General features: G+C 43.7%; 15 protein-coding genes. 4 read left to right on the forward strand and 11 right to left on the reverse strand.

Going from position 1 to position 22,812, the window contains the following annotated elements:
- The first annotated feature begins 187 nt into the window (after positions 1-187).
- On the forward strand, positions 188-1,126 hold the full coding sequence (locus G608_RS0103820) for a Uma2 family endonuclease (RefSeq protein ID WP_035794630.1): 939 nt from the start codon (positions 188-190) through the stop codon (positions 1,124-1,126).
- Positions 1,127-1,179: 53 nt separating this feature from the next.
- On the opposite strand, the gene carB is transcribed toward G608_RS0103820, so the two are convergent.
- The 10 genes from carB to G608_RS0103870 form a co-directional block, all read right to left on the reverse strand.
- The gene (gene carB / locus G608_RS0103825; RefSeq protein WP_026494917.1) at positions 1,180-4,464 is read right to left on the reverse strand and encodes a carbamoyl-phosphate synthase large subunit; all 3,285 of its coding nucleotides are present in this window, start codon (positions 4,462-4,464) and stop codon (positions 1,180-1,182) included.
- Positions 4,465-4,538: 74 nt separating this feature from the next.
- Positions 4,539-5,738, reverse strand: coding sequence for a carbamoyl phosphate synthase small subunit (locus tag G608_RS0103830; protein WP_026494918.1), 1,200 nt, complete (start codon positions 5,736-5,738; stop codon positions 4,539-4,541).
- Between the two features lie 22 nt (positions 5,739-5,760).
- Entirely contained in the window at positions 5,761-5,949 is a 189-nt protein-coding gene (locus G608_RS0103835) for a hypothetical protein (protein ID WP_026494919.1), read from the reverse strand.
- A gap of 53 nt (positions 5,950-6,002) precedes the next feature.
- The gene (locus tag G608_RS0103840) at positions 6,003-9,878 is read right to left on the reverse strand and encodes a phosphoribosylformylglycinamidine synthase (RefSeq protein ID WP_026494920.1); all 3,876 of its coding nucleotides are present in this window, start codon (positions 9,876-9,878) and stop codon (positions 6,003-6,005) included.
- A gap of 63 nt (positions 9,879-9,941) precedes the next feature.
- Complete coding sequence (locus G608_RS0103845; protein WP_026494921.1) at positions 9,942-10,529, reverse strand: TetR/AcrR family transcriptional regulator; 588 nt, start codon at positions 10,527-10,529, stop codon at positions 9,942-9,944.
- 17 nt (positions 10,530-10,546) lie between these two features.
- The gene (locus G608_RS0103850; RefSeq protein ID WP_051208801.1) at positions 10,547-11,014 is read right to left on the reverse strand and encodes a hypothetical protein; all 468 of its coding nucleotides are present in this window, start codon (positions 11,012-11,014) and stop codon (positions 10,547-10,549) included.
- A gap of 225 nt (positions 11,015-11,239) precedes the next feature.
- Positions 11,240-15,328, reverse strand: a complete 4,089-nt coding sequence (locus G608_RS0103855; RefSeq protein ID WP_026494923.1) for an InlB B-repeat-containing protein — start codon at positions 15,326-15,328, stop codon at positions 11,240-11,242.
- A 185-nt stretch (positions 15,329-15,513) separates the two neighbouring features.
- Positions 15,514-16,338 carry a 4Fe-4S binding protein gene (locus G608_RS0103860; RefSeq protein WP_051208802.1) on the reverse strand — a complete coding sequence of 275 codons (825 nt, stop codon included), beginning with the start codon at positions 16,336-16,338 and terminating at the stop codon, positions 15,514-15,516.
- Positions 16,338-16,481: a CD1871A family CXXC motif-containing protein gene (locus G608_RS23120; protein WP_242829328.1), complete on the reverse strand. Its 144-nt coding sequence runs from the start codon at positions 16,479-16,481 to the stop codon at positions 16,338-16,340. The genes G608_RS0103860 and G608_RS23120 overlap by 1 nt, the downstream gene beginning before the upstream one ends.
- 17 nt (positions 16,482-16,498) lie before the next feature.
- The gene (locus G608_RS0103870; RefSeq protein WP_026494925.1) at positions 16,499-17,269 is read right to left on the reverse strand and encodes a TlpA family protein disulfide reductase; all 771 of its coding nucleotides are present in this window, start codon (positions 17,267-17,269) and stop codon (positions 16,499-16,501) included.
- Between the two features lie 250 nt (positions 17,270-17,519).
- Here G608_RS0103870 and G608_RS0103875 point away from each other — a divergent pair, with 250 nt between their 5' ends.
- Positions 17,520-18,068, forward strand: coding sequence for a VanZ family protein (locus G608_RS0103875; protein WP_026494926.1), 549 nt, complete (start codon positions 17,520-17,522; stop codon positions 18,066-18,068).
- 130 nt (positions 18,069-18,198) lie between these two features.
- Here the strand turns inward: G608_RS0103875 and G608_RS0103880 are convergent, their stop codons facing one another.
- Positions 18,199-19,941: an alpha-amylase family glycosyl hydrolase gene (locus tag G608_RS0103880; protein WP_051208804.1), complete on the reverse strand. Its 1,743-nt coding sequence runs from the start codon at positions 19,939-19,941 to the stop codon at positions 18,199-18,201.
- Between the two features lie 400 nt (positions 19,942-20,341).
- Between G608_RS0103880 and amrA the strand changes: the two genes are divergently transcribed.
- Both amrA and amrS read left to right on the forward strand, forming a co-directional pair.
- Positions 20,342-21,859: an AmmeMemoRadiSam system protein A gene (amrA, locus tag G608_RS0103885; protein ID WP_026494928.1), complete on the forward strand. Its 1,518-nt coding sequence runs from the start codon at positions 20,342-20,344 to the stop codon at positions 21,857-21,859.
- A 67-nt stretch (positions 21,860-21,926) separates the two neighbouring features.
- Positions 21,927-22,781, forward strand: a complete 855-nt coding sequence (amrS, locus tag G608_RS0103890) for an AmmeMemoRadiSam system radical SAM enzyme (RefSeq protein WP_026494929.1) — start codon at positions 21,927-21,929, stop codon at positions 22,779-22,781.
- Positions 22,782-22,812: the final 31 nt, after the last annotated feature.

The following is a 22,812-nucleotide window of genomic DNA, read 5'->3' on the forward strand; positions in this document are numbered from 1 at the left end:
AAGGTAAGAGAGACAACGGATCGAAGGTTACTAAGTAATACTTTAAAACATGTGCCGAAAGGGTCATTTAAAAATGGAGACTGCAATTTGCAGTCTCCATTTGCTTTGTATATAATAGGATGCTATAATATATAAAACTATTGTATATTATCGATATTTATATCGCAACATTTCCAGGAGGAACCAAATGACCATAAAACAGATGCGTGAGATTAAGGAAACCAGGGGATACAGCTATAGCCAACTCTCAGAATATACAGGAGTGCCATCTATCACACTCCAGAAGATTTTTACAGGCAAAACCAAGAATCCTCGTAAGGCTACTTTGGATGCTATAGAACGGGTTCTTTCAGGCAATGAAGCTACTTATCAGGGCAAAGCTTATGAGTATGGTTCGTCAGGATTTAGCGGAAATACCGGCGATACTTTATTTGATCTACAAAATACTAATAGCTCCATGCTGATGGAGGGAGCTCCTGCTTTTAGCCCTGATGAAACAACAAATGGCGACAATACTTTAAGGCAGCCCACACCCGAAGGTATAAAATATGGAAGTCCCTATAAGAAACAGGGAGAATTTACTCTTGAAGACTACTATGCTCTTCCTGATGAGCAGAGAGTTGAGCTTATTGATGGAGTGTTCTATGACATGTCAGCACCTAGAATTGTTCACCAGGATATCTCCTATGTAATTCATTCCGCCATAGCTGATTTCATTAAGAAAAACAAAGGAAAGTGTAAGGCATTTTCTGCACCAGTTGATGTACAGATAGACTGCGACGATAAGACCATGGTTCAACCCGATGTTCTGGTTATCTGTGACAGAAGTAAAATAAAGGGTTTTGGCGTATATGGTGCCCCGGACTTTCTTGTGGAAATACTTTCAAAATCCACCAGAAAAAAGGATATGACAATCAAGCTTGTAAAATATGAGGAAGCCGGTGTGCGTGAATATTGGATAATTGATCCGCATAAAAAGTGCCTGATAAAATATAACTTTATGGATGAGGATTTTATTCCTGAAATAATGCCTCTTAAAGGGGAAGCGCCTGTTGCTATCTTTGATGGAAAGCTAAAGATCAGCCTTGATGAAATAGCAGCCTCCATCGAAGAATTTGGTGAATAAGAATAAATCTGAAAAAGCAGCAGCGAAGTTCATCGCTGCTGCTTCTTATTTCACTATATCTTTGCAATATCTACAAGCTCTAAAGTATCTTCTTTATATGCATCCTCCAAGCTTGTTACCAGCGCTCTTGCTGTATCAAGGGCTGTAATTACATTAACGCCTGTCTCGATTGCTGTGCGGCGGATCAGGAATCCGTCACGGGTCTTGTCTCGTCCCTGAGTAGGTGTGTCGATTACAAGGTCTATTCTGTGTCCAAGGATAAGGTCGATGACTGTAGGTGATTCCTGACTTATACGGTTGACCTTACGGGCCTTTACGCCGTTCTCATTAAGAGTATCTGCTGTGGAACGTGTTGCGTAAATTATATAGCCAAGCTTTTCAAAGCGTCTTGCTATATCAATTACTTCACCCTTATCGGAATCCTTAACTGTGATGATCATCTGCTTATGCTTGGGAAGCTTTATGCCTGCTCCAAGGAAAGCTTTGTAAAGAGCTTCACTGTAGGACTTGCTGATACCAAGACACTCACCTGTACTCTTCATCTCAGGTCCAAGGCTGATCTCAGCTCCTCTGATCTTTTCAAAGGAGAATACCGGCATCTTGATGGCGATGTGCTCAGCTTCAGGCTGAAGTCCCGGTGTATAGCCAAGATCTGTGAGCTTTTTGCCCATCATTACCTGTGCTGCCAGATCCACGATCGGAATACCTGTAACCTTACTGATATAAGGAACGGTTCTTGATGATCTTGGGTTGGCCTCGATGATGTAAACCTCATCTCCCACTGCGATAAACTGTACATTTATAAGTCCGATTACATGAAGGGCTTTAGCAAGTCTCTCTGTGTAATCAGCGATAGTCTGCTTAACCTTATCAGACAGTGACTGTGCAGGATAAACCGAGATGGAGTCACCGGAGTGTATTCCTGATCTCTCGATATGCTCCATGATACCGGGGATAACGATGTTCTCTCCGTCGCAAACCGCATCAACCTCTGTCTCAACACCCTGAAGGTACTTATCAACAAGGATGGGATGATCCTGAGCAATTCTGTTGATGATGTTAATAAACTCTTCTATCTCCTGATCTGAAAGTGCAATCTGCATGCCCTGTCCGCCAAGTACGTAGGAAGGTCTTACAAGTACGGGATAGCCAAGTCTGTTTGCAACTTCCTTTGCTTCCTCAGCGGTGTAAACTGTAGCACCCTCAGCGCGCTTAATTCCTGTCTCTTCAAGGATTCTGTCAAAGATCTCTCTATCCTCAGCAGCATCAACATCCTCTGCCTTGGTTCCGTAGATCTTAACGCCCATCTTCATGAGGTCCTGAGTAAGCTTGATTGCTGTCTGTCCGCCGAACTGAACCACAGCTCCGTCAGGCTTTTCAAGGCGAACAATGTTCTCAACATCCTCGGGTGTAAGGGGCTCGAAGTACAGCTTATCTGCTATATCGAAGTCAGTTGAAACCGTCTCAGGGTTATTATTGATGATGATGGTCTCATAGCCTTCCTTTTCAAAGGCCCATGTAGCGTGAACTGAGCAGTAGTCGAACTCGATACCCTGACCGATTCTGATGGGACCAGAACCGAGAACCAGGATCTTCTTTTTGCCTGAGCCTTCTCCTGCTGCCTCATTCTCCTCATCACTGTCCCCGTAAACTGAGTAGTAGTAAGGAGTCTCAGCTGCGAACTCTGCAGCGCAGGTATCAACCAACTTGTAGGCTGCCTTAATTCCATAGAAATCTCTAAGGCCCTTGATTGTCTCTACCGAGAATCTTGTAAGTCTGCTTATTACCTTATCAGGATACTCAAGTCTCTTAGCCTTAAGAAGGGTATCATAGCTAATGATTTTCTTAGCCTCTTCGAATTCCGGTACGTTTTCTTCAGAGACCTTATGTCTTGCTATGGTGCTCTTTTCACCGAGTCTTAAAAGCTTAAGCTCCATCTTAACGAGTGTATGAATCTTGTCGATGAACCAGTGGTCGATCATTGTGATCTCGTGGATCTCGTCATGGCTCATGCCGCGACGAAGTGCCTCAGCAATAACCCAGATTCTCTGATCATCTACAACTGTAAGACGATCCTTTAATTCATCATCATCAAGATCTGAAAAGTCGTAGCTTGTAAGGCAGTCCACATGCTGCTCCAGTGAACGGATTGCCTTCATCATGGCACCTTCAAAATTGGTGCAGATACTCATTACCTCACCGGTAGCCTTCATCTGTGTTGTAAGGGTACGCTTAGCAGTAATGAATTTATCAAAAGGAAGTCTCGGGAACTTAACTACGCAGTAGTCAAGTGTAGGCTCGAAGCTTGCGTAGGTTTTTCCTGTGATTGCATTTTTAATCTCATCCAGTGTGTAACCAAGAGCTATCTTAGCTGCAACCTTGGCAATGGGATAACCTGTTGCCTTTGATGCAAGAGCTGATGAGCGGCTAACTCTGGGGTTAACCTCGATTACGCAGTACTCAAAGCTTGTGGGATGAAGCGCAAACTGTACGTTACATCCACCTGTGATCTGCAGCTCGTCGATGATGTTAAGAGCTGCGCTTCTGAGCATCTGATACTCTTTATCGGTAAGTGTCTGAGAAGGTGCAACTACGATACTGTCACCGGTGTGAACTCCGACAGGGTCGATGTTCTCCATGTTGCAGACTGTGATGCAGTTACCTGCACTGTCTCGCATTACCTCGTACTCGATTTCCTTCCAACCTGCGATGCAGCGCTCAACAAGAACCTCGTTTGCTCTTGAAAGCCTGAGTCCATTCTCAAGGATTTCCTCACACTCTAATCTGTTGTGAGCGATACCGCCGCCTGATCCGCCAAGAGTAAATGCAGGACGAAGAACTACAGGGTATCCGATTTTTTCTGCAAAAGCTACACCGTCATCTACGTTATGTACTACAAGAGATGCTGCACAGGGCTCGCCGATCTTCTCCATGGTATCCTTGAATTCCTGGCGGTCCTCAGCTTTCTTGATGGTCTCAGCAGTTGTTCCAAGAAGCTTTACTCCGTGTGATGCAAGGAATCCTGATTCTGCAAGTTCCATACCAAGGTTAAGTCCTGCCTGTCCTCCAAGGGTTGGAAGCACGCTGTCGGGCTTTTCCTTTTCAATGATCTGCTCAAGTACCTTCACTGTAAGAGGCTCGATATAAACCTCATCAGCGATATCTTTATCTGTCATAATGGTTGCAGGGTTGGAGTTAACAAGGATAACCTCTATGCCCTCCTCCTTAAGGGAACGGCATGCCTGAGTTCCTGCATAGTCGAACTCCGCAGCCTGGCCGATTACGATCGGTCCCGAACCTATAACCAAAACTTTTTTCACATCTTTATTCTTTGGCATGTTATATCCTTTCCAAAAATATTTACCCTCATCCGGCGCTACGCGCCACCTTCTCCCTCTAAGGGAGAAGGCTTTTATTTGCACATCATTCCAATAAATCTGTCAAACAAATATCCGCTGTCCTGGGGGCCGCAGCAGGCTTCCGGATGGAACTGAACTGTGAAAATATTTTTGCCCACATATTTAAGACCTTCATTGGTTCCGTCATTTACATTGACGAAGGCCGGTACAGCGATGCTCTTATCGAGCGTATCTGTATTAACAACATAACCGTGGTTCTGTGATGATATGTAAACTCTTCCGGTTTCAAGATCCTTAACGGGATGATTACCGCCGCGGTGTCCGTATTTCATCTTGTAGGTATCAGCGCCTGTGGCAAGGGCCATGAGCTGATGTCCAAGGCAGATTGCAAAAATCGGCACATCCGATGCGTAGAGCTTCTTAATCTCCTCAATGACTCCCGTGCACTCCTTGGGGTCCCCGGGGCCGTTACTAAGCATGATTCCGTCGGGCTTATCCTTAAGAATCTCCTCAGCGGTTGTATCCTGAGGATAAACCGTTACATCACAGCCTCTTGCTGCAAGGGATGCTGCGATATTATCCTTAGCGCCTACATCAAGAAGCGCAACCTTAAGTCCTTTTCCGTTAAGGTCTTTTACAAGGCTTGGACGCTTTTCTCTCTTGGAAAGGTCGCCCTTAAGTGATGCCTCGTAGTCTTCCTTTTTGAAAACCGCACTTCCTGAAAGAGGCCCGTTGTCGCTAAGTTCCTTACTTCCTGCAATGAACTTTTTCTCTTTGCAGGATACCTTCTCAACAACTTTTCCTGTGTTATATGCCTTAAGCTTCGGGATGATCTCATCCACGTTGTAGTTCTCGTTGGTGGTGATCATGCCGTTCATTGTTCCTTTTTCACGAAGGATGCGAACAAGTTTCCTGGTGTCTATTCTCTCAATTCCGGGAATATCAAACTCTTCAAGAAATTCCTGGATTGTCTCGTCACATCTGAAATTAGATGCAACATCGGACAGCTCTCTTACTATCACGCCGTCAAGCCAGATGCGCTCTGACTCCATGTCGTCTTTACACACTCCGTAATTACCGATAAGCGGATAAGTCATGCAGACAGCCTGTCCTGCATAGGATGGATCTGTAAAAACTTCGGTGTAGCCTGCCATGGAAGTATTAAAGACGATCTCGCTTATAACCTCCTTTTTGGCGCCTATGGCATGACCCTTAAAAACAGTGCCATCCTCCAAAATCAAAAATGCTTTCATTCGCTCCTCCTATAATTAGCCCTCATCCGGCGCTACGCGCCACCTTCTCCCAGAGGGAGAAGGCTTTTCTCATCTGCTTTCCCCCTCTGAGGGAAGGCTTTTTCTCATCTGCTTTCCCCCTCTGAGGGAAGGCTTTTCTCATCTGCTTTCCCCCTCTGAGGGAAGGCTTTTTCTCATCTGCTTTCCCCCTCTGGGAGAAGGCTTTTCTCATCTGCCTTCCCCCTCTGGGGGAAGGTGTCAGACGAAGTCTGACGGATGAGGGTCTTATTTGTAGTACTTAACACCACTCTCGAATATCTTCATATCCTGCTCACCGAAGATATTTACTGCAACGCCGTCGCCGCGACGCTCTGAGTGACACATCTTACCAAGACATCTTCCATCAGGTGATGTAATACCTTCAACAGCCATGTAAGAGCCGTTGATGTTCCAAAGATTATCAAGATGTACCTGTCCATCGGGATCACAGTACTGAGTAGCAATCTGTCCGTTCTCAAAGAGCTTTTTAAGAACATCTGTAGGTGCTACGAAACGTCCCTCACCGTGTGAAGCGGGGTTGGTGTAAACACCGCCAAGCTCAGCGCCCTGCATCCAGGGTGACTTGTTACTTACAACCTTGAGGTAAGCCATTGTAGAGATATGACGTCCGATTGTGTTGAAAGTAAGTGTAGGACTATCCGGTGTCTGACCTGTAACTTCACCGTTAGGTACAAGACCAAGCTTGATCATAGCCTGGAATCCGTTACAGATACCAAGTGCAAGACCGTCTCTGTTCTGAAGAAGGTCGTTAACTGCTTCCTTGATGCTCTCGTTCTGGAAGGCTGTTGCAAAGAACTTAGCACTTCCGTCAGGCTCATCACCTGCAGAGAAGCCGCCGGGGAACATGATGATCTGTGCCTGCTCAATTGACTTCTTGAACTCAGCAACAGACTCTACGATGTCCTGTGCGTTTCTGTTTCTGAAAATCTTAACTATTGTATCAGCGCCTGCTCTCTCAAAGGCCTGAGCTGAATCATATTCACAGTTACTGCCGGGGAATACAGGTATGAAGACTGTAGGCTTTGCAACCTTGTTCTTGCATACATAAACCTCGGAAGCCTTGTATTCTTTTGTAAGTGCGCCGTCATCAAAGATGCTCTTTTTATCTGCGCTTTCCGTATCATCCTCGGAAACAGGTGCAACTGAAGGGAATACCTTCTCAAGCTTGTTCTTCCAATTTGCAAGTGCTTCCTCTTCTGAGATTACTACGTCGCCGACAGTGAACTTGCCATCATCTGTTACAACCCCGATTTCTCTTGCTTCTCTGAGAGCAAGTACATCGCCTGCCTTATCTGCAGGAACCTCAAGAAGGATGTTACCGATTCTGTTGGTGAAGAGATCTTCATTCTTCACGCAGCCTGCGATCTTTACGCCGAAGCCGTTACCAAATGCCATGCGGCTGATTGCTGCTGCAACGCCGTAGCAGTCGATAGCGTAAGCTGCCTTTACATAGCCCTTCTGCATAAGGTCGTGTACTTCATCATAACGGGCCATAACCTTTTCATAATCAGGAAGATCAAACTCATCTCTGTCAATAGGAAGCTCTATAAGCATGTCTCCTGCTGCCTTGAGCTCAGGTGTGATAACATCCTTGCCCTTTGCAACATCTACTGCGAAAGATACAAGTGTAGGCGGAACGTTGATCTCGCCTGATGCTCTCTTTTCATCACCCTCGTAGAAGAAGGAGCCTGACATTGAATCCTTACCGCCGATTGAAGCGATACCGAATCTCAGCTGAGCTTCGAAAGATCCAAGAAGTGCTGTAAGAGGCTGACTCCATCTGGTCTTGTCAGCTGTCATTCTCTGGAAGTACTCCTGGAATGTAAGGTGGAGGTTCTTGTAGTCGCCACCAGTAGCCACGATTCTTGCAACTGACTCTGTTACTGCGTAAGCTGCGCCGTGGTAAGGGCTCCACTTTGAAAGATAAGGATCAAAGCCGTAAGCCATCATTGTAACTGTATCTGTTTTACCGCCAAGAACAGGAAGCTTTGCAACCATAGCCTGTGTCTCGGTGAGCTGATATTTTCCGCCGTAAGGCATTGTAACTGTGCCTGCGCCGATGGATGAATCGAACATCTCAACAAGGCCCTTCTGTGAGCAGACATTCAAGTCTTCCATCTCGGCAAGCCATGCCTTTTTAACATCATTTTCTGCAAGGGCCTTAGCTGCACCCTCACTTGCGATTTTATCTAAATAGTTATCTTCCTTGGAAGGAATGAGAACTTCTACCTCTGTCTCCTGGTGAGCTCCGTTGGTATCAAGGAAGGAACGCTTGATATCTACGATCTTCTTGCCTCTCCACTTAAGGACAAGTCTGGGCTCCTCTGTAACAACTGCAACCTTAACTGCTTCAAGGTTCTCCTCTGCTGCATACTCAAGGAATTTATCAACCTGAGAGGGATCAACAACAACTGCCATTCTCTCCTGTGACTCGGAGATTGCAAGCTCTGTTCCGTCAAGACCTGCGTACTTCTTCGGGACCTTATCAAGATCAACATCAAGACCATCTGCCAGCTCGCCGATAGCAACTGATACACCGCCGGCACCAAAGTCGTTACACTTCTTAATAAGCTCTGAAACCTCAGGTCTTCTGAAAAGTCTCTGCAATTTTCTCTCTGTAGGTGCGTTACCCTTCTGTACCTCAGCACCGCAGGTAAGGATTGAATCTGCTGTGTGTGCCTTGGATGAACCAGTAGCACCGCCGCAGCCATCACGTCCTGTACGTCCGCCAAGGAGTACAATGATATCTCCGGGGTCTGAGCTCTCACGGATTACGTGCTCCTGCGGAGCAGCACCCATAACCGCACCGATCTCCATACGCTTTGCAGCGTAGTCGGGATGATAAACCTCTTTTACATAGCCTGTTGCAAGACCGATCTGGTTACCATAGCTTGAATAACCTGCTGCAGCGCCGCGAACAAGCTTCTTCTGTGAAAGCTTGCCGTTAAGAGTATCAGCAACGGGAACAGTGGGATCTGCCGCACCTGTTACACGCATTGCCTGATATACATAGCCTCTTCCTGAAAGGGGATCTCTGATAGCACCGCCAAGACATGTTGCAGCACCACCGAAGGGCTCAATTTCAGTAGGATGGTTGTGAGTCTCATTTTTGAAAAATACAAGCCAGTTCTCTTTTACAGGGCCGTTGCCGTAGTCAACATCTACAGGAACAACTACTGTACATGCATTGTTCTCCTCGGACTCTTCCATATCTGTGAGCTTGCCGTCCTTTTTCAGCTTCTTCATACCCATAAGAGCGATGTCCATAAGTGAAATGAACTTCTCGCTGCGCTTTGCGGGATCTGCGTAAACATCCTCTCTTGCGCTAAGGTATTTATCATAGGAAGCCTTGATGGGTGCCTGATAAAAGCCTTCATCAAAGCTTACGCTCTTAAGCTCTGTGCCGAAGGTTGTGTGACGACAGTGGTCAGACCAGTAGGTATCAAGAACGCGAATCTCAGTCATGGAAGGATCGCGCTTTTCATCATCGTGGAAGTACTGCTGAATCCACTTGAAATCGTTGAAGGTCATGGCAAGACCGAATGATTCATAAAGCTTTTTAAGCTCATCCTCAGCCATATCCTTAAAGCCATCAAGAATCTTTACATCCTCGGGCTCATCAAAAACATCTACAAGTGTCTCGGGCTTTGCTTCATCTGCGATTCTGGAATCAACAGGGTTCATGGTGTAATCCTGAATCTGCTTAAGCTCTGCGTCTGTGATATCGCCGATAAGCATGTATGTAACTGCAGTGCGGATAACAGGCTCCTCGTCGCCCTTTATAAAGCGTACACACTGCACAGCAGAGTCAGCTCTCTGATCGAACTGTCCGGGAAGTGCCTCAACGCTGAATACTTTAGCGCCTTCCGGAATCTCGATTTCCTCACGATAAAGGATATCAACAGGGGGCTCAGAAAAAACTGTGGTGCATGCCTTTTCAAAGACCTCATCGGAAACATTCTCCACATCATAGCGGATGAATTCCCTTACCTTGGACACACTCTTAATACCGAGATAGCTCTTGATCTCGCTCTTAAGCTCCTTTGCCTTTCCGGCATAGGGTGCCTTCTTTTCAACATAGATTCGTCTGACTTTGCTCATAAATCTCCTCCAGGTTAAATAAATGTATAAAATAAATGCTTCAAGAAAAAGAATCTCGAAGCATCAATTACCACCGGGCATTAAGCCCTCCAATATATACAAAAGCTCACGGTCAACCGCGGCCTCGTTAACACCGATAGTTTTAGCGGAAACTTTAAGACCCTCAACCACGTACATGAGGTTGCGGGCACATCCATAGGGATCGGCACAGATGAATTCACCTGCACGAACACCATTTTCAATTAATGTCTGAACAATCTGGATACCAGCTTCGAACTGCTTGCGAAGCGGATTGTCCTGAGCGGATAAATTTTTCTCTGCGAAATATTCATAGGAAGCAAGAACAAGGCTCTTCTTGCGAAGAATTTCCTTTTTCTGCTCTTTCAAGAAAAGAGCCAGCATATCGCCGGCAGTAGCGTCTCCTGTGAGCGCTTTTGAGATTGCCTCATCATCGTCATCATCGGGTTCTTCAGACAGTACGGCAAGGAAAATCTCCTCAGTGGATGAGAAATAGAGATAAAGGCCTCCACGGCTGATGTCACAAGCTTCCACGACATCCTTCATGGTGACGTTCTTAAATCCCTTTTCTGAAAATACCTCACGGGCTTTTTTCAGAATGTATTTTCTTTTCTGAGCAGACTTCTCACTCATTCAAAAGCTCCCGTTAATTAGTAAGACATCGTTCCCCAAAAATGAATCAGATCATCCATTTTAAAAACCAGTGCGTACAGGACTCCGGTGTAAACACCCTCTGCCCAAACAGCACCCTTGGTCATTCCCTCCAGAATGTATCTGGAAAGCAGTCCCGAAAGATCATCCATATCAGTGATCTCTGCATTCTCGATAAACTTAAGCTCATCCTGATAATTCCTGATATGATTTCTGGTATACACATAGTGATAATTGCGATCCATCATACCGGTCTGCTGAGCCTGTTTTACGAAGCTTAGAAGCGTCGAATCATATACAGGAAACGGCATCGAATTGGATAATTCGCTGTTGGAATAGCTCTCCGCTACCTGCTGCTTGGTGTGTTCTTTAAGCCATGGAATATAGGGTGCAAGAACCGCCACATCATCCGTATATCTGGCTAAAATATCCTCTACACTGTTTTCGCCGTCTTTTCCTTCAAACATGTAAACGCCCCCTCGTATTTAATCGAAAATGTTTCTGAATTTAAAGAAAAATCCTTCGGAACACTTTATCTCAATGAATTATAACATAAGAGATAAAAAAGTGAAGATGGCAAATTGTTCAATTAATAGTTTTATGAAATACAGGTTGCTGACAGATTTGTGCATAGGGTTTTCAGGCGTAATATGAACCCTATTTTTATCAGAAGATAAAAATAGGAAGGGTTATCAGCCCTTCCTAAATTTGAATTTTGCCTTCTTTGCGCCGGCCTTTTTAAACAGCTTTACAAGCTTATTGTATGTCTTTTTATCTTTGCATACGATGGTGATCTTGGCTCCGTTTTTAATGCCCTTAAAGCTTCCCTTGCCGATGCGCTTTAGATTATTGCCATATACGGTAACACCTGAAAGCTTTTTACATCCACTAAATGCTTCAGCGCCGATGGTCTCAATATTTGAACCTATTATAGCTTTCTTTAGCTTCTTATTGTCCTTATAGGCTCTTCTATCGATCTTTGTGATTTTAAAGCTCTTATTACCATAATAAACGTACTCTCCCGTACTTACGGAAGTCGCGTTATTATTGGTAGTTGCCGTTACAGATGCAGTGCCTGACTCTGAAAGCTCATATTCAGTACCGTTCTGCTCATAAATGCCATTCTCGGGAAGGTTATCATTTTCACTGTAATCCTCTGCAATGTCATAATATTCCAGATTACCAGGCTCAGCTGCGGCATGATTCTCTCCGGTTCCATTGCCACCGGACTTACCGGTCTCCTGCTCAGGATCTGCCTCTATTACCTTCCAGACAGCATACAGATGTATGTAATTATTTGTATATACGTGTGTGGACAATCCATTTGTACTCAAATCCATGGTCCATCCAATGAACTCAGAACCATCCCTTACTGGAACCTCCTGTGAGGCTAAGGCTATAATTGTACCTTCTTCTACCTGAGTATACCTTTCTTCTCTTCCATCACTGAAGTGTCCTCCCATCGCATTATACGAAACTGTATAGAATGTCTTGGATTCTGTAGTTTCTCCGGTCTCCTTGGATTCTTCTGTCTCTTTAGAGCCTTCTGTCTCTTTGGTTCCTTCTGTTTCTTTAGACCCTTCTGTTTCTTTAGAACCTTCTGTTTCTTTAGAACCTTCTGTCTCCTTGGGTTCTTCTGTCTCTTTTGACTCTTCTGTCTCTTCGGTTTCTCCTGTTTTCCCGGTTTCTTCTGTCTCTTTAACCTCTTCTGTCTCTTCTGACTCTTTAGGTGTTTTCGTTAATTTTGAGTAGAAATAGTATCTTTCTTCCTTATCAAAAACACTATCACGGCTAAGGATCTCATCAGAATTATAGTTTCCTGTCCATCCTTCAAATGTATATCCTGCCAGAGAAGGCTCTGTTACCTTGTCAAAAGCTTCTCCGTAAGTACTTCCCAAAGCTACCGTCAAGGTCTGTAATGACGGTGTGCCTGTCGAAGAAAAGAAATAGAGATTTACCTGCTTTTGACTCCACTTAGCATAAAAATCCGTATCTTTTCTAATTGTTGTACCAAGTATATAAGATTCTCTTTCTCCTTCACTCCAGCCAACGAAAGTAAATCCATATCTTTCAGGCTTTGGTAATTCGTAATATGTGCCTTCAACAACCTCGATTTTCTCAGTCTTATCATCGTAATCATAGTGCAAGGTGATCGTACAATTACTCTGAGTAAATTTAGCATAGAAATTATATGAATCTGTACTATCAATGACTGTATCACGGGACAGTAAATCTTCAGATTCATTGTTAGCAGTCCCGGTCCATCCTTCAAACTTATAGCCTGCCTTGGAAGGATTATTAACCTTGTCAAAAGCTTCTCCAAAGGTACTTTCGAAATCTACGCTAAGTAACTGGAACGATGGCGTTCCTATTGTAGAATGGAAATATAGGTTAACCTTTTTAGGGCTCCATTCTGCATAAAAATCTGTATCCTTATAAATCCTTGTACCTGATGTATAAGAAGATCCGGTATCCCCATCTCCTCTCCAACCAACGAAACTGTATCCATATCTTTCAGGCTTGGGCAATGTGTAATATGTGCCTTCACCAAACGCAATATTCTCAGTCTTATCATCATAATTGTAGTGCAGGGTCACTACACATGTTTTTTTCCAGATTGCATACAAAGTCGTATCACCGGTTACTTTATAACTTGTGAGACCACTTGTTGCATCTTTTGAAGTATTCCAACCGGCAAAGCTATAGCCACTTTTTGAAGGCTTTTCATGGGTTCCCAAGGTAATGTAGGTATCATACTCTGCATTCTGCTTATCGGAGGTTTGACCATTTTTATAGGCTCCTCCATTGGCGTCATAGGTTACGGTATATGTATTCTTTTTCCAATGTGCATAAAAATACAGAGGCTTTGTTGAATCTATGACTGTATCAGGAGAAATAGCTTCATCAGAATCAAAGCTTTTATACCATCCGACTAACGTATGCCCCGCTTTAGTATAATCGGAAGCCAGACTCATAGCATCACCATAGGTTTTTCCAAAATTTGTACTTCTAACAGTATAGCTTCCATTATCTTTATAAAAATAAGCATTTACCTCAACAGGCTTCCACTGGGCATAAATATTCAGATTCGAACTTACAATCGTATTTTTGTCAACTACACTTCCTCCACTTATTGAATTTGTCCAACCGTTAAAATCGTAGCCATATCTATAAAGAGTCGGAAGCTCCCCGATTGTACTTCCTTTAGCAATCTTCTTTATCTCTGTCTTATTATCATAATTATAATGTAGGGTAACTGTACGTAAATCTGACTGATCCGTTACAGCGTCCTCAACATTATCTCCTCCATTCCAGTGAGCATAAACAGTTATATCAGAATTAATAATTGTATTAGCTGTTACAACTGTTCCTCCGGTTTTCTTCGTATACCAGTTATTAAAGGAACATCCACTTAGAGACATATATTTGGGCATTTCAACAATTTTGCCCTCATAAGTATAGGTGTATTTATAAGGGAGATAATAATATGCACCTTTCTTGACACCATCAAAATCTACTCTGTAAGCCCTTTTTATAATATTGTATGTATACCTTGTTCCTTTTGCTAAAGGAGGATTAAGATATCCCAAATTTTCACTATTTCTCAGATGTTTGGAAACACTATTAGATATTCCAGGAATGGAATAGTTATAGTTTGCAAAAGTATCTGTAGTACAATTAAAGTACTGGTGCGTCCGCAGGTAATTGTATGGATAACCATCAATTTCACTATCATCCCAAGTTGTATCAACTTCGTAATAATCGCCATCAATTTTTACAACATTCCAGGCATGTGCTCCGGAACCTGTGGATCCTGCAACAACATGGGTTTCTATTCCTGCTTTATCCATAAGCATTTTAAATGCTTTAGAATATCCATCACATACGGGTTTCTTTTCAACAAGTGCTCCATAAGCAGTATGTGCCACATGTTTACTGAGATGATTATGATATACATCATAGTTGTATTCTACTGCGGCAATCAACGCATCATGAATTGCCAATTCTTTTGAGGCATCATTACCAGAAAGATCTATACTGTTATAGAAGGAATCACATGCACGCTTAAGCTCAGACTCCATCTGAGCTACCTGATTCCCTGTATAATTTGCTCCGGGAGTGTTGTAAATATATATATTATAATTCCATACTCCATTGGTGTAGGATGTAACAGTGCTGTAGCTTTGTGAAAAAAGTATAGTCTCCAGTTCTTCAGGATGATCATACCATAAGGCGTGAATAATTGTTGACCAGTCCGGTCTTTCAAGTTTTTTTGTCCCTGAATAAAAAAGTACTGCATCGCCTGCCTTATCTGTGCTAAATTCGCCAGTGATAGGACTTTTGTTTTGTCTGCAAAGATCAAGGATTCCATCATAATAAATCTTGTCAAATTCAGTAAGCTGATTGTAATAATATTCACTACTGGAACTGCGGGCATTTCTGGTCTTTAATACCGGAGTGTCACCGTTTAGTTCCTCGAATTCTTCAGCTGAAAGCTCAATCTCCTCCACCTGAGGTTCTTCGATTTCCGGCATATCCCCGGCAGGCAGATCGAATTTTTCGTCTATTTCAAAATTTATGGATTCATCAAAAGAATTATTATCATATGAAGCAGCTCTTACATTGGAAGAACTAGAAATGAGCATGCTTATTGTAATGGTCACAAAAAAAGCACCTATAATGCGGCTGCTGCCTCCGTGCTTATTACTGTAATCATTTATGTAGCCATTTTTAAATATATCGCTAAGTTTATTAAGAAGACATCCCTGTCTTTTGTTCATTTTTGTTCACCTCAAAGAAAAGCACAATCACAATTCATAGTTATGTTGCAATTGTACTTCTTTTTGTGATTTTGTGCAATAGGGATTTTTAAGAGCTCTGGAGTGTTTTGGCATGCAGTTAGTGGGTATGGGCTCGAGAGATTTTTTTACACATTTCAGACTTTTTCGGCTCGTGGGCTCGGTTTCTATCTTCGGCCGCAGCTTATGGCGCCTTCAGGGCATACGGACGCACATTCTCCGCAATGAATACACTCGTGATCTCCTACTTTTTTCGTATCCATCTTGCAGAAATGGATGCAGGCGTTGCAGCCCGTGCATTTTTCCTTATCAACTTTCATTCCAAAGAATGCGATTGGATTAAAGAAAGAATATATGGCCCCCAGCGGACAGATGAATCTGCAAAAGGCTCTGTAGCACACTGAGCAGGCTATGATGCACATTATCAGAACAAAGACCTTCCATGAAAAGAGTAGGCCGAGCTGGTTCTGTAAGTGCTCATCCATTATTACCAGCGGAATTCCCGCTTCAAGAGTGCCCGCCGGACAGATATACTTACAAAATCCCGGGAGGAGCTTAACCATCGGAATTGCCACCACAAAGAGCAAGAGAATAACATATTTTAAATATGACAGTGCTCTTGTTATTCTGTTCTTTTTTATCTTAGGAAAAGGAAGCTTGTAAATAAGCTCCTGAAGAAAACCAAAGGGACAAAGAAAGCCGCAAATTACCCTGCCAAGGAAAATCCCAAACAGAATAATAGTTCCAAGCATATATAAAGGAAGCTTATATGCAGATTTTGCCAGCGCACCCTGCAAACTTCCCAAAGGGCATGCGCATACTGCGCCGGGACATGAATAACAGTTAAGCCCGGGTACGCATACACCTTTTGATGCACCTTTATATATTCTGCCATCTGCAAAACCTGTGATATGGCAGTTATATAAAACTGCGGAAATCAGCTGTGAATACTGCCTTGTATGCGATTTTATTTTTCCTATAAAAGCACTCATCATCCTATCCCTATGCATTCCATGCAGATCATCACTGCCTTGCTCCATACTTCCTTAAAGTCATTCATCATTATTCCGGAAAGAAGCATGATAATGCCGGCTAATAGTATAATGCACTGAAGGATTTTTCCGGTCTTTGACATAATCATCCTCGCTGCAACTACTTCACCAGATAGCTCTCAAGTCTGCTTTTTGTTTGCTCAAAGCCTGCGCCATCCATCATTTCGCCAATTACGTGTCCGTTTCTGTCAACAAAAAACGATGAGGGTACATACTGTAAGGACTTTGTAATATCATAGAGATCATTACTGATTCGAAGATTCATAAACTCTGCGCCGGCATCCTTTAAGATGCTGTTTGCATCGGAAACATTACTGTCAATTCCATCATATACATCGCAGATAATGCCCACCAGATTAACGTTCTCCGGAAGCTCCTTATAGAAAGAAGCATAGTCTCCCATCTCTGCTATGCAGGGTGAACAGAAGGTTCCCCAAACATGGACTACAGTTATGTCATAGTCTGCAAAGATACTCTGATCCACCACATTGTTATCGAGGGAAACCGTCTTAAAGCTCAGCTGCTTATCGGAGATTTCTGATTCAGGGATATTTACTGTGGTTGAAGCTGCTGAAGCGGGTTGTGAAGTGTCTGATGCCTCCGATGATTCTGTGTTGTTCTCTGATTCCTGGACCGCTGACGAATCTGAGTTATTTTCTGCAGCTGTCAATTCGGAGTCTTCTTCGTCCTCATTTTCATCTGTTTCGCTGTCACTGTCTGTATCATCAACATCAGATACACTAACGCTTGTCTCTGCGTCCGCACTTTCATAGTCAGCATCTTCATCATCAGGCATCATCATTATTATAATAAACAGCACCCCCAGCGTTGCCAGTACGATAACGATGGTGTTTTTAATCTTTTTCCACATAAGTCTCCCTCTATTTCTTCTAATTATGATATCAAGAAATTCATTGATATTTTCTACACCAAATATTGCTCTATCATGGTCTTTATTATATAAGAATTTATCGCGTGTTGAGAAGTCTCAAATGTCATAAGATGATACAGTTATTATACGAAATTGTTCTATTTGGGATTTTGCGTTATACTTGTTGCTAATATATTCGTTATTAAGGCTCATGATAAGCCTGCTTAACAGATTTTGAGGATTGTATGAAATGAAGTTTTTCCTTCTTTATATAAAACAAACACTTCGCTTTGTGCTGAAGCCGTTGTCATTTGTGCCTGCTATAGTAATGATGATCCTGATCTTTAACTTCTCCGATCAGCCGGCAGAAACAAGCTCGGCACTTAGCTATAAGGTCGGTGTCGAGGTTCTGACAGTTACAAACGATGTTCTGGACAAGGGCTGGAGCATCAGTAAAATCAGACAGATGAGCACAGATTATCAGCATTATATAAGAAAAGCCGCACACTTTTCAGAGTATCTGCTGCTTGCCATAACGGTTGCATTTCCGCTTTATGTATACGGTTTAAGAGGCATTCCTTTGGTATTGGTGGCAGGAATGATCTGTGTAGGTTATGCCTGTCTGGACGAATATCATCAAAGCTTCATTTCAGGCAGATCTCCGCAAAAGAAGGATGTACTTATCGACAGCTGCGGGGCTTTGCTGGGAATAATAATCACAAGAATTCTAGGATTTACAGGCAGAATGACGATCTTTCGTCCCCTTGCCTATAATGCAAAAGAAGAGCGCGGACACTAAGATTAAAAGTGCCGCGCTTTTTTAGTATAGCGTAATACTGAATTATCCGGCTGTGGAAAAAGTTGCTCCATCATCCAAATCGCAATTCAGTAATCCAGAAGAGTAATGCTATCACCTCTGGGTGGTTCATTTACTCCATTGTCAAAATAGCGATTCCGTGGGCCGGAAGTGTGAGACTATCACCATCAAGTGATGCGTTCTCTTCTCCTGTCAGAAGAAGTCCGGAAAGTGTTCTAAAGCCCTCTGCTCTATCATCCGCGGAAAGGTCTGCTGTCACTGTCTCGTCGGAATTATTAAGAGCGATCAGGATTTTGCCATCAGCCTCTTTCATGCAAACGCCAAAGTCATCGGTTGTGAGCTTATCAAGTATTGTAATCTTGCCACGAGCGATCTCAGGGAACATATTCCTAAGTCTCACTGCGTTTCTGTAGTAATTGTAGATAGAATAGGGATCCTTTTCCTGATCCTGGAGATTACCGTTTGTCATCTCGATTTTCTCCATATCAGAGGGACCCTTGCACATACCCTCTGCTGCCGGGTCACCTGTCCACTGCATGGGTGCGCGCTTGTTCTCATCATTTCCGGAGCCCTTCATGCCAATCTCTTCACCATAGTAGATAAAAGCGTTACCATTCATCATAAGATTCAGAGCACCGGCAAGCTTAACGGAATCAGAAGCACCTTTTCCAACATAATAGCCCGCGCTTCTTGCCATGTCATGGTTTGTATAAAAAGGTGCGTTGACGTAAGCTTCATTTATCCCGGAATAAAGCTCGTCTTCTTTTATCAGCTCTTCAAAGAATTTCGCGGGAGCCATCTTTCCTTTGGCACACTTTACTATCTTGCCTTCGCTTCCAGAAAAGTCAAAATCAAAAAGTGAATCAATTCCGCTTCCATAGTACTGAGAATACTCGGCAGAGTTAGCCCAGGCTTCGCCGACTATGTAAGCATCAGGATTTTCAGCGTATACAGCATCGCAGAATACCTTCAGCTCATCGGTGCTTTTTCCGGTATTGTCTGTAGTATAGGATGTGACCGCATCCATTCTGAAGCCGTCGCAACCAAGGTCAAGCCAAAACTTGGCGATATCTGCAAATTCCTTCTGAACTGCTTCGTTATCAAGGTTTAGATCAGGCATCTCAGACCAGAACCTTGCCTCGTAAAACCAGTCTGTTCCACTTACTCTTTCATAGCCTGTCTGCTGCTGCTTTGAAAAATTGTAGTAGTCAAAATAGGGGCACTGAGTTGCATCCGGCTCAGTTCCATCCGGCAGATCCTTAAGATATGAAACCGCTTCTTTGAACCATGGATGCTGGGATGAAGTGTGATTCATGACCATATCGTTGATGACCTTGATTCCGCGGCTGTGAGCTTCTTCAATCAGCTTTTTGTAGTCGTCGACTGAGCCATACTGGGAATCAACATCACAGTAATCCGTAACATCATATTTGTGATATGTGGGTGAAGGACATATCGGCATGAGCCAGATCATGTTGCAGCCAAGATCTGTGTTCGTGGCATCATCTCCATCATTGACGTAGTCCAGCTTGTCTATTACGCCCTGAAGATCTCCGATTCCGTCACCGTCGCTGTCATAGAATGAATATACGAAAATCTCGTAGGTGGTTCTGTACTTGTCATCTATTACATTAAGTGGATGCTGCGCATTAACTTCATCCATTTGGGATGTGGCTTGCTTGGCCGCTGCCTCTGCTGCCTCGTCATCGCCAGCTGTGGTTGTCAGCTCTGCTTCTGCAACCTGCTCTGTTGCATTATCAGCCGCAGGTGCGCTCTTTCCTGCGCAGCCTGTTGCTGTCGCTACTATCAGCGCTATTGTGGCTGCCCCTGCCACAAATCGATCTCTCCTAAACATTTTTCATGATCCTCCATATGTTCGTTGCATTTCTTACGGGTTTAAGTATTGTTTTCTTGGTGATTATTCTAATTATAACTAACTTACCATTTACAAATATTATCACACATTAACCGCAATACATAGCAAAAAACGTTTTCCATAAAGCGCTATCGCAGGAAATGTCCGCATAGATTACCCGGGAATCAAGCAACCATCAACCATATATCCCACAACTGTCTAGTACACATTAGAATTGTCCACTCACTTTTGCTCCTTACTATGGAGCGCGAAATATTATATAATAGGAAGCGAAATATCATTCATCAATAACCATGCACTACTTGTTGATAGCCACGAACTATTAAATAACAATCGCGCACTACTCGTTAGATACATAATATTATGGGGGGAAATAATTATGCCAATTCTAGGTGCTTTCATGGTTCCACATCCACCAATTATGCTTCCTGAGGTCGGTAACGGCGAAGAGAAAAAAATAAGTGCTACAACTGCTGCCTATGAAAAGGTAGCTGATGAAATTGCTGCGCTTAAGCCTGAGACGATTATTATCTCAAGTCCGCACAGCGTGATGTATGCTGACTATTTCCATATTTCACCCGGTGAATCCGCTTACGGTGACATGTCCAGGTTTCAGGCGGGAGAAGTCTCCTTTGATGCCGAGTACGACTCTGAGCTTGTGGATGTGATCTGCAGAATTGCTGAGGACGGCGGCCCTGATGCTCAGAGGCAAAGCGCTGCCAATGCAGATGACGAAAGCGGCAAAGCCGGTAGCGCTTCGTCAAATAATGGCCGTGAGCGCCACGGTGGAACCGCACCTTCTGAATTTCCTGCAGGCACCATGGGTGAACGCGACCCCAATTTGGATCACGGCACCCTGATTCCTCTTTATTATATTTGTAAAAAATATCAGGATTTTAAAATCATAAGAATCGGTCTCTCCGGCCTCCCTCTTGCTCTTCATTATCAGATGGGCCAGATTATTCAGCAGGCCATAAATGAAACCGGACGAAAAGTTGTCTATGTTGCCAGCGGCGATCTGTCACACAAAATGAAAGAGGATGGCCCTTACGGTTTTACCAAAGAAGGTCCCGAATATGACGATCGAATCATGGAAGTATGCGGAAGCGGTGATTTCAAAAAGCTCTTCGAATTCGACGATGATTTCTGCTCAAAGGCTGCTGAGTGCGGTCACCGCTCCTTTGTGATGATGGCAGGTGCTCTCGATGGTCTTTCTGTAAAAGCAGAAAAGCTCTCTCACGAAGCAACCTTCGGTGTAGGATACGGTATCTGCCGCTTTGAAGTTGGCGGTCCTGATGAAAGCAGACATTTCCTCGATATCTGGAGAAAAGAAAAGCTTGAAGAGCTTCAGAAAAGACAGGCCAGCTCTGATCCTTACGTTAAGCTTGCCCGCTACTCTCTTGAGAGCTATGTAACAGGTGGAAGGACAATTCACAAAAAGGATCTTACAGGGGATGAATGGAAAGATCTTCCGGAGGAGCTTTTCAGCACAAAAGCAGGAGCCTTTGTTTCCATACATAAAAATGGTGCTCTGCGTGGCTGCATAGGAACCATAAGTGCCACCTGCGACTGCGTAGCTGAGGAAATCCTCCAAAATGCCATTAGCGCAGGAACTGCTGATCCAAGATTTAACATGATAACCGCCGATGAACTTCCATGGCTTGAGATAAATGTAGATGTCATGGGCGTTCCTGAGCCAATCTCATCCACTGATCTTCTTGATGTAAAAAAATACGGAGTCATCGTTACCAGCGGAACAAAGCGCGGTCTCCTTCTTCCGAACCTTGACGGTGTCGACAGTGTAAACCAGCAGATAAACATAGCCTGCCAAAAAGCAGGAATTCCTGCCGGAGAAGAAATCTACCTGGAGCGCTTTGAAGTTGTAAGACATATCTGATTATTTAAGAAAATCTCTTGAGTGCTTTGAAGTCATAAGGCATATTTAATTTTTATGGAGAGCTGTCATGCCCGTATGTGAAGTATGTCATCATCACTGCAATTTAAATGAAGGAAGCCTTGGCCTTTGCCGTGCAAGAATCTGCAAGGGCGGCGTCATTCACTGCGCCAACTATGGCTTTATCACTTCTATAGCTCTTGACCCGATTGAAAAAAAGCCGTTAAACAGGTTCCATCCGGGCTCCAATATCATGTCAGTCGGAAGCTATGGTTGCAACCTTCGCTGCCCTTTTTGCCAGAACCACAGCATATCTTATGGTTATGATATGTTACCTCCTCGCCCTGATATTCCTCTCAGGTACGGCACTCCTTCCGAGCTTGTTTCCCTTGCGCTTTCCTGCACGGATTCAGGCAATATCGGAATTGCTTTTACCTACAATGAGCCGCTTGTGGGCTATGAATTTGTGAGAGATACCGCGAAGCTTGCCCATGAATCCGGGCTTTTGAATGTCCTTGTGTCCAATGGCAATGCGAGCGAAGCAGTCTGCGACGAGCTGCTGCCCCACATCGATGCCATGAATATAGACCTTAAGGGCTTTACAGATGATTATTATGAAAAAATATTAAAGGGTAACAGGCAGATGGTTATGAACTTCATAGAAAAGTCCGTACCTGCCTGCCACCTTGAGCTTACAACTCTGATTGTGCCGGGCTTTAACGATACCGATGAAGAAATAGATAGTCTCTCCTTCTGGATAAGCGAACTGGATTCAGGAAAAGGAGCAGCGATTCCTCTCCATATCAGCAGATTTTTCCCGCGTTTTCATCTGACTGACAGAGCCGCCACGGATATTGATCTGATCTACCATCTTGCTGATGTTGCCAGAAAAAATCTTAAATATGTCTACACGGGAAATTGCTGATATTTAATAATTCTCACGTAGTATTTGCACT

The sequence above is a fragment of the Butyrivibrio sp. WCD3002 genome (assembly GCF_000424265.1).
GTDB lineage: Bacteria > Bacillota > Clostridia > Lachnospirales > Lachnospiraceae > Butyrivibrio.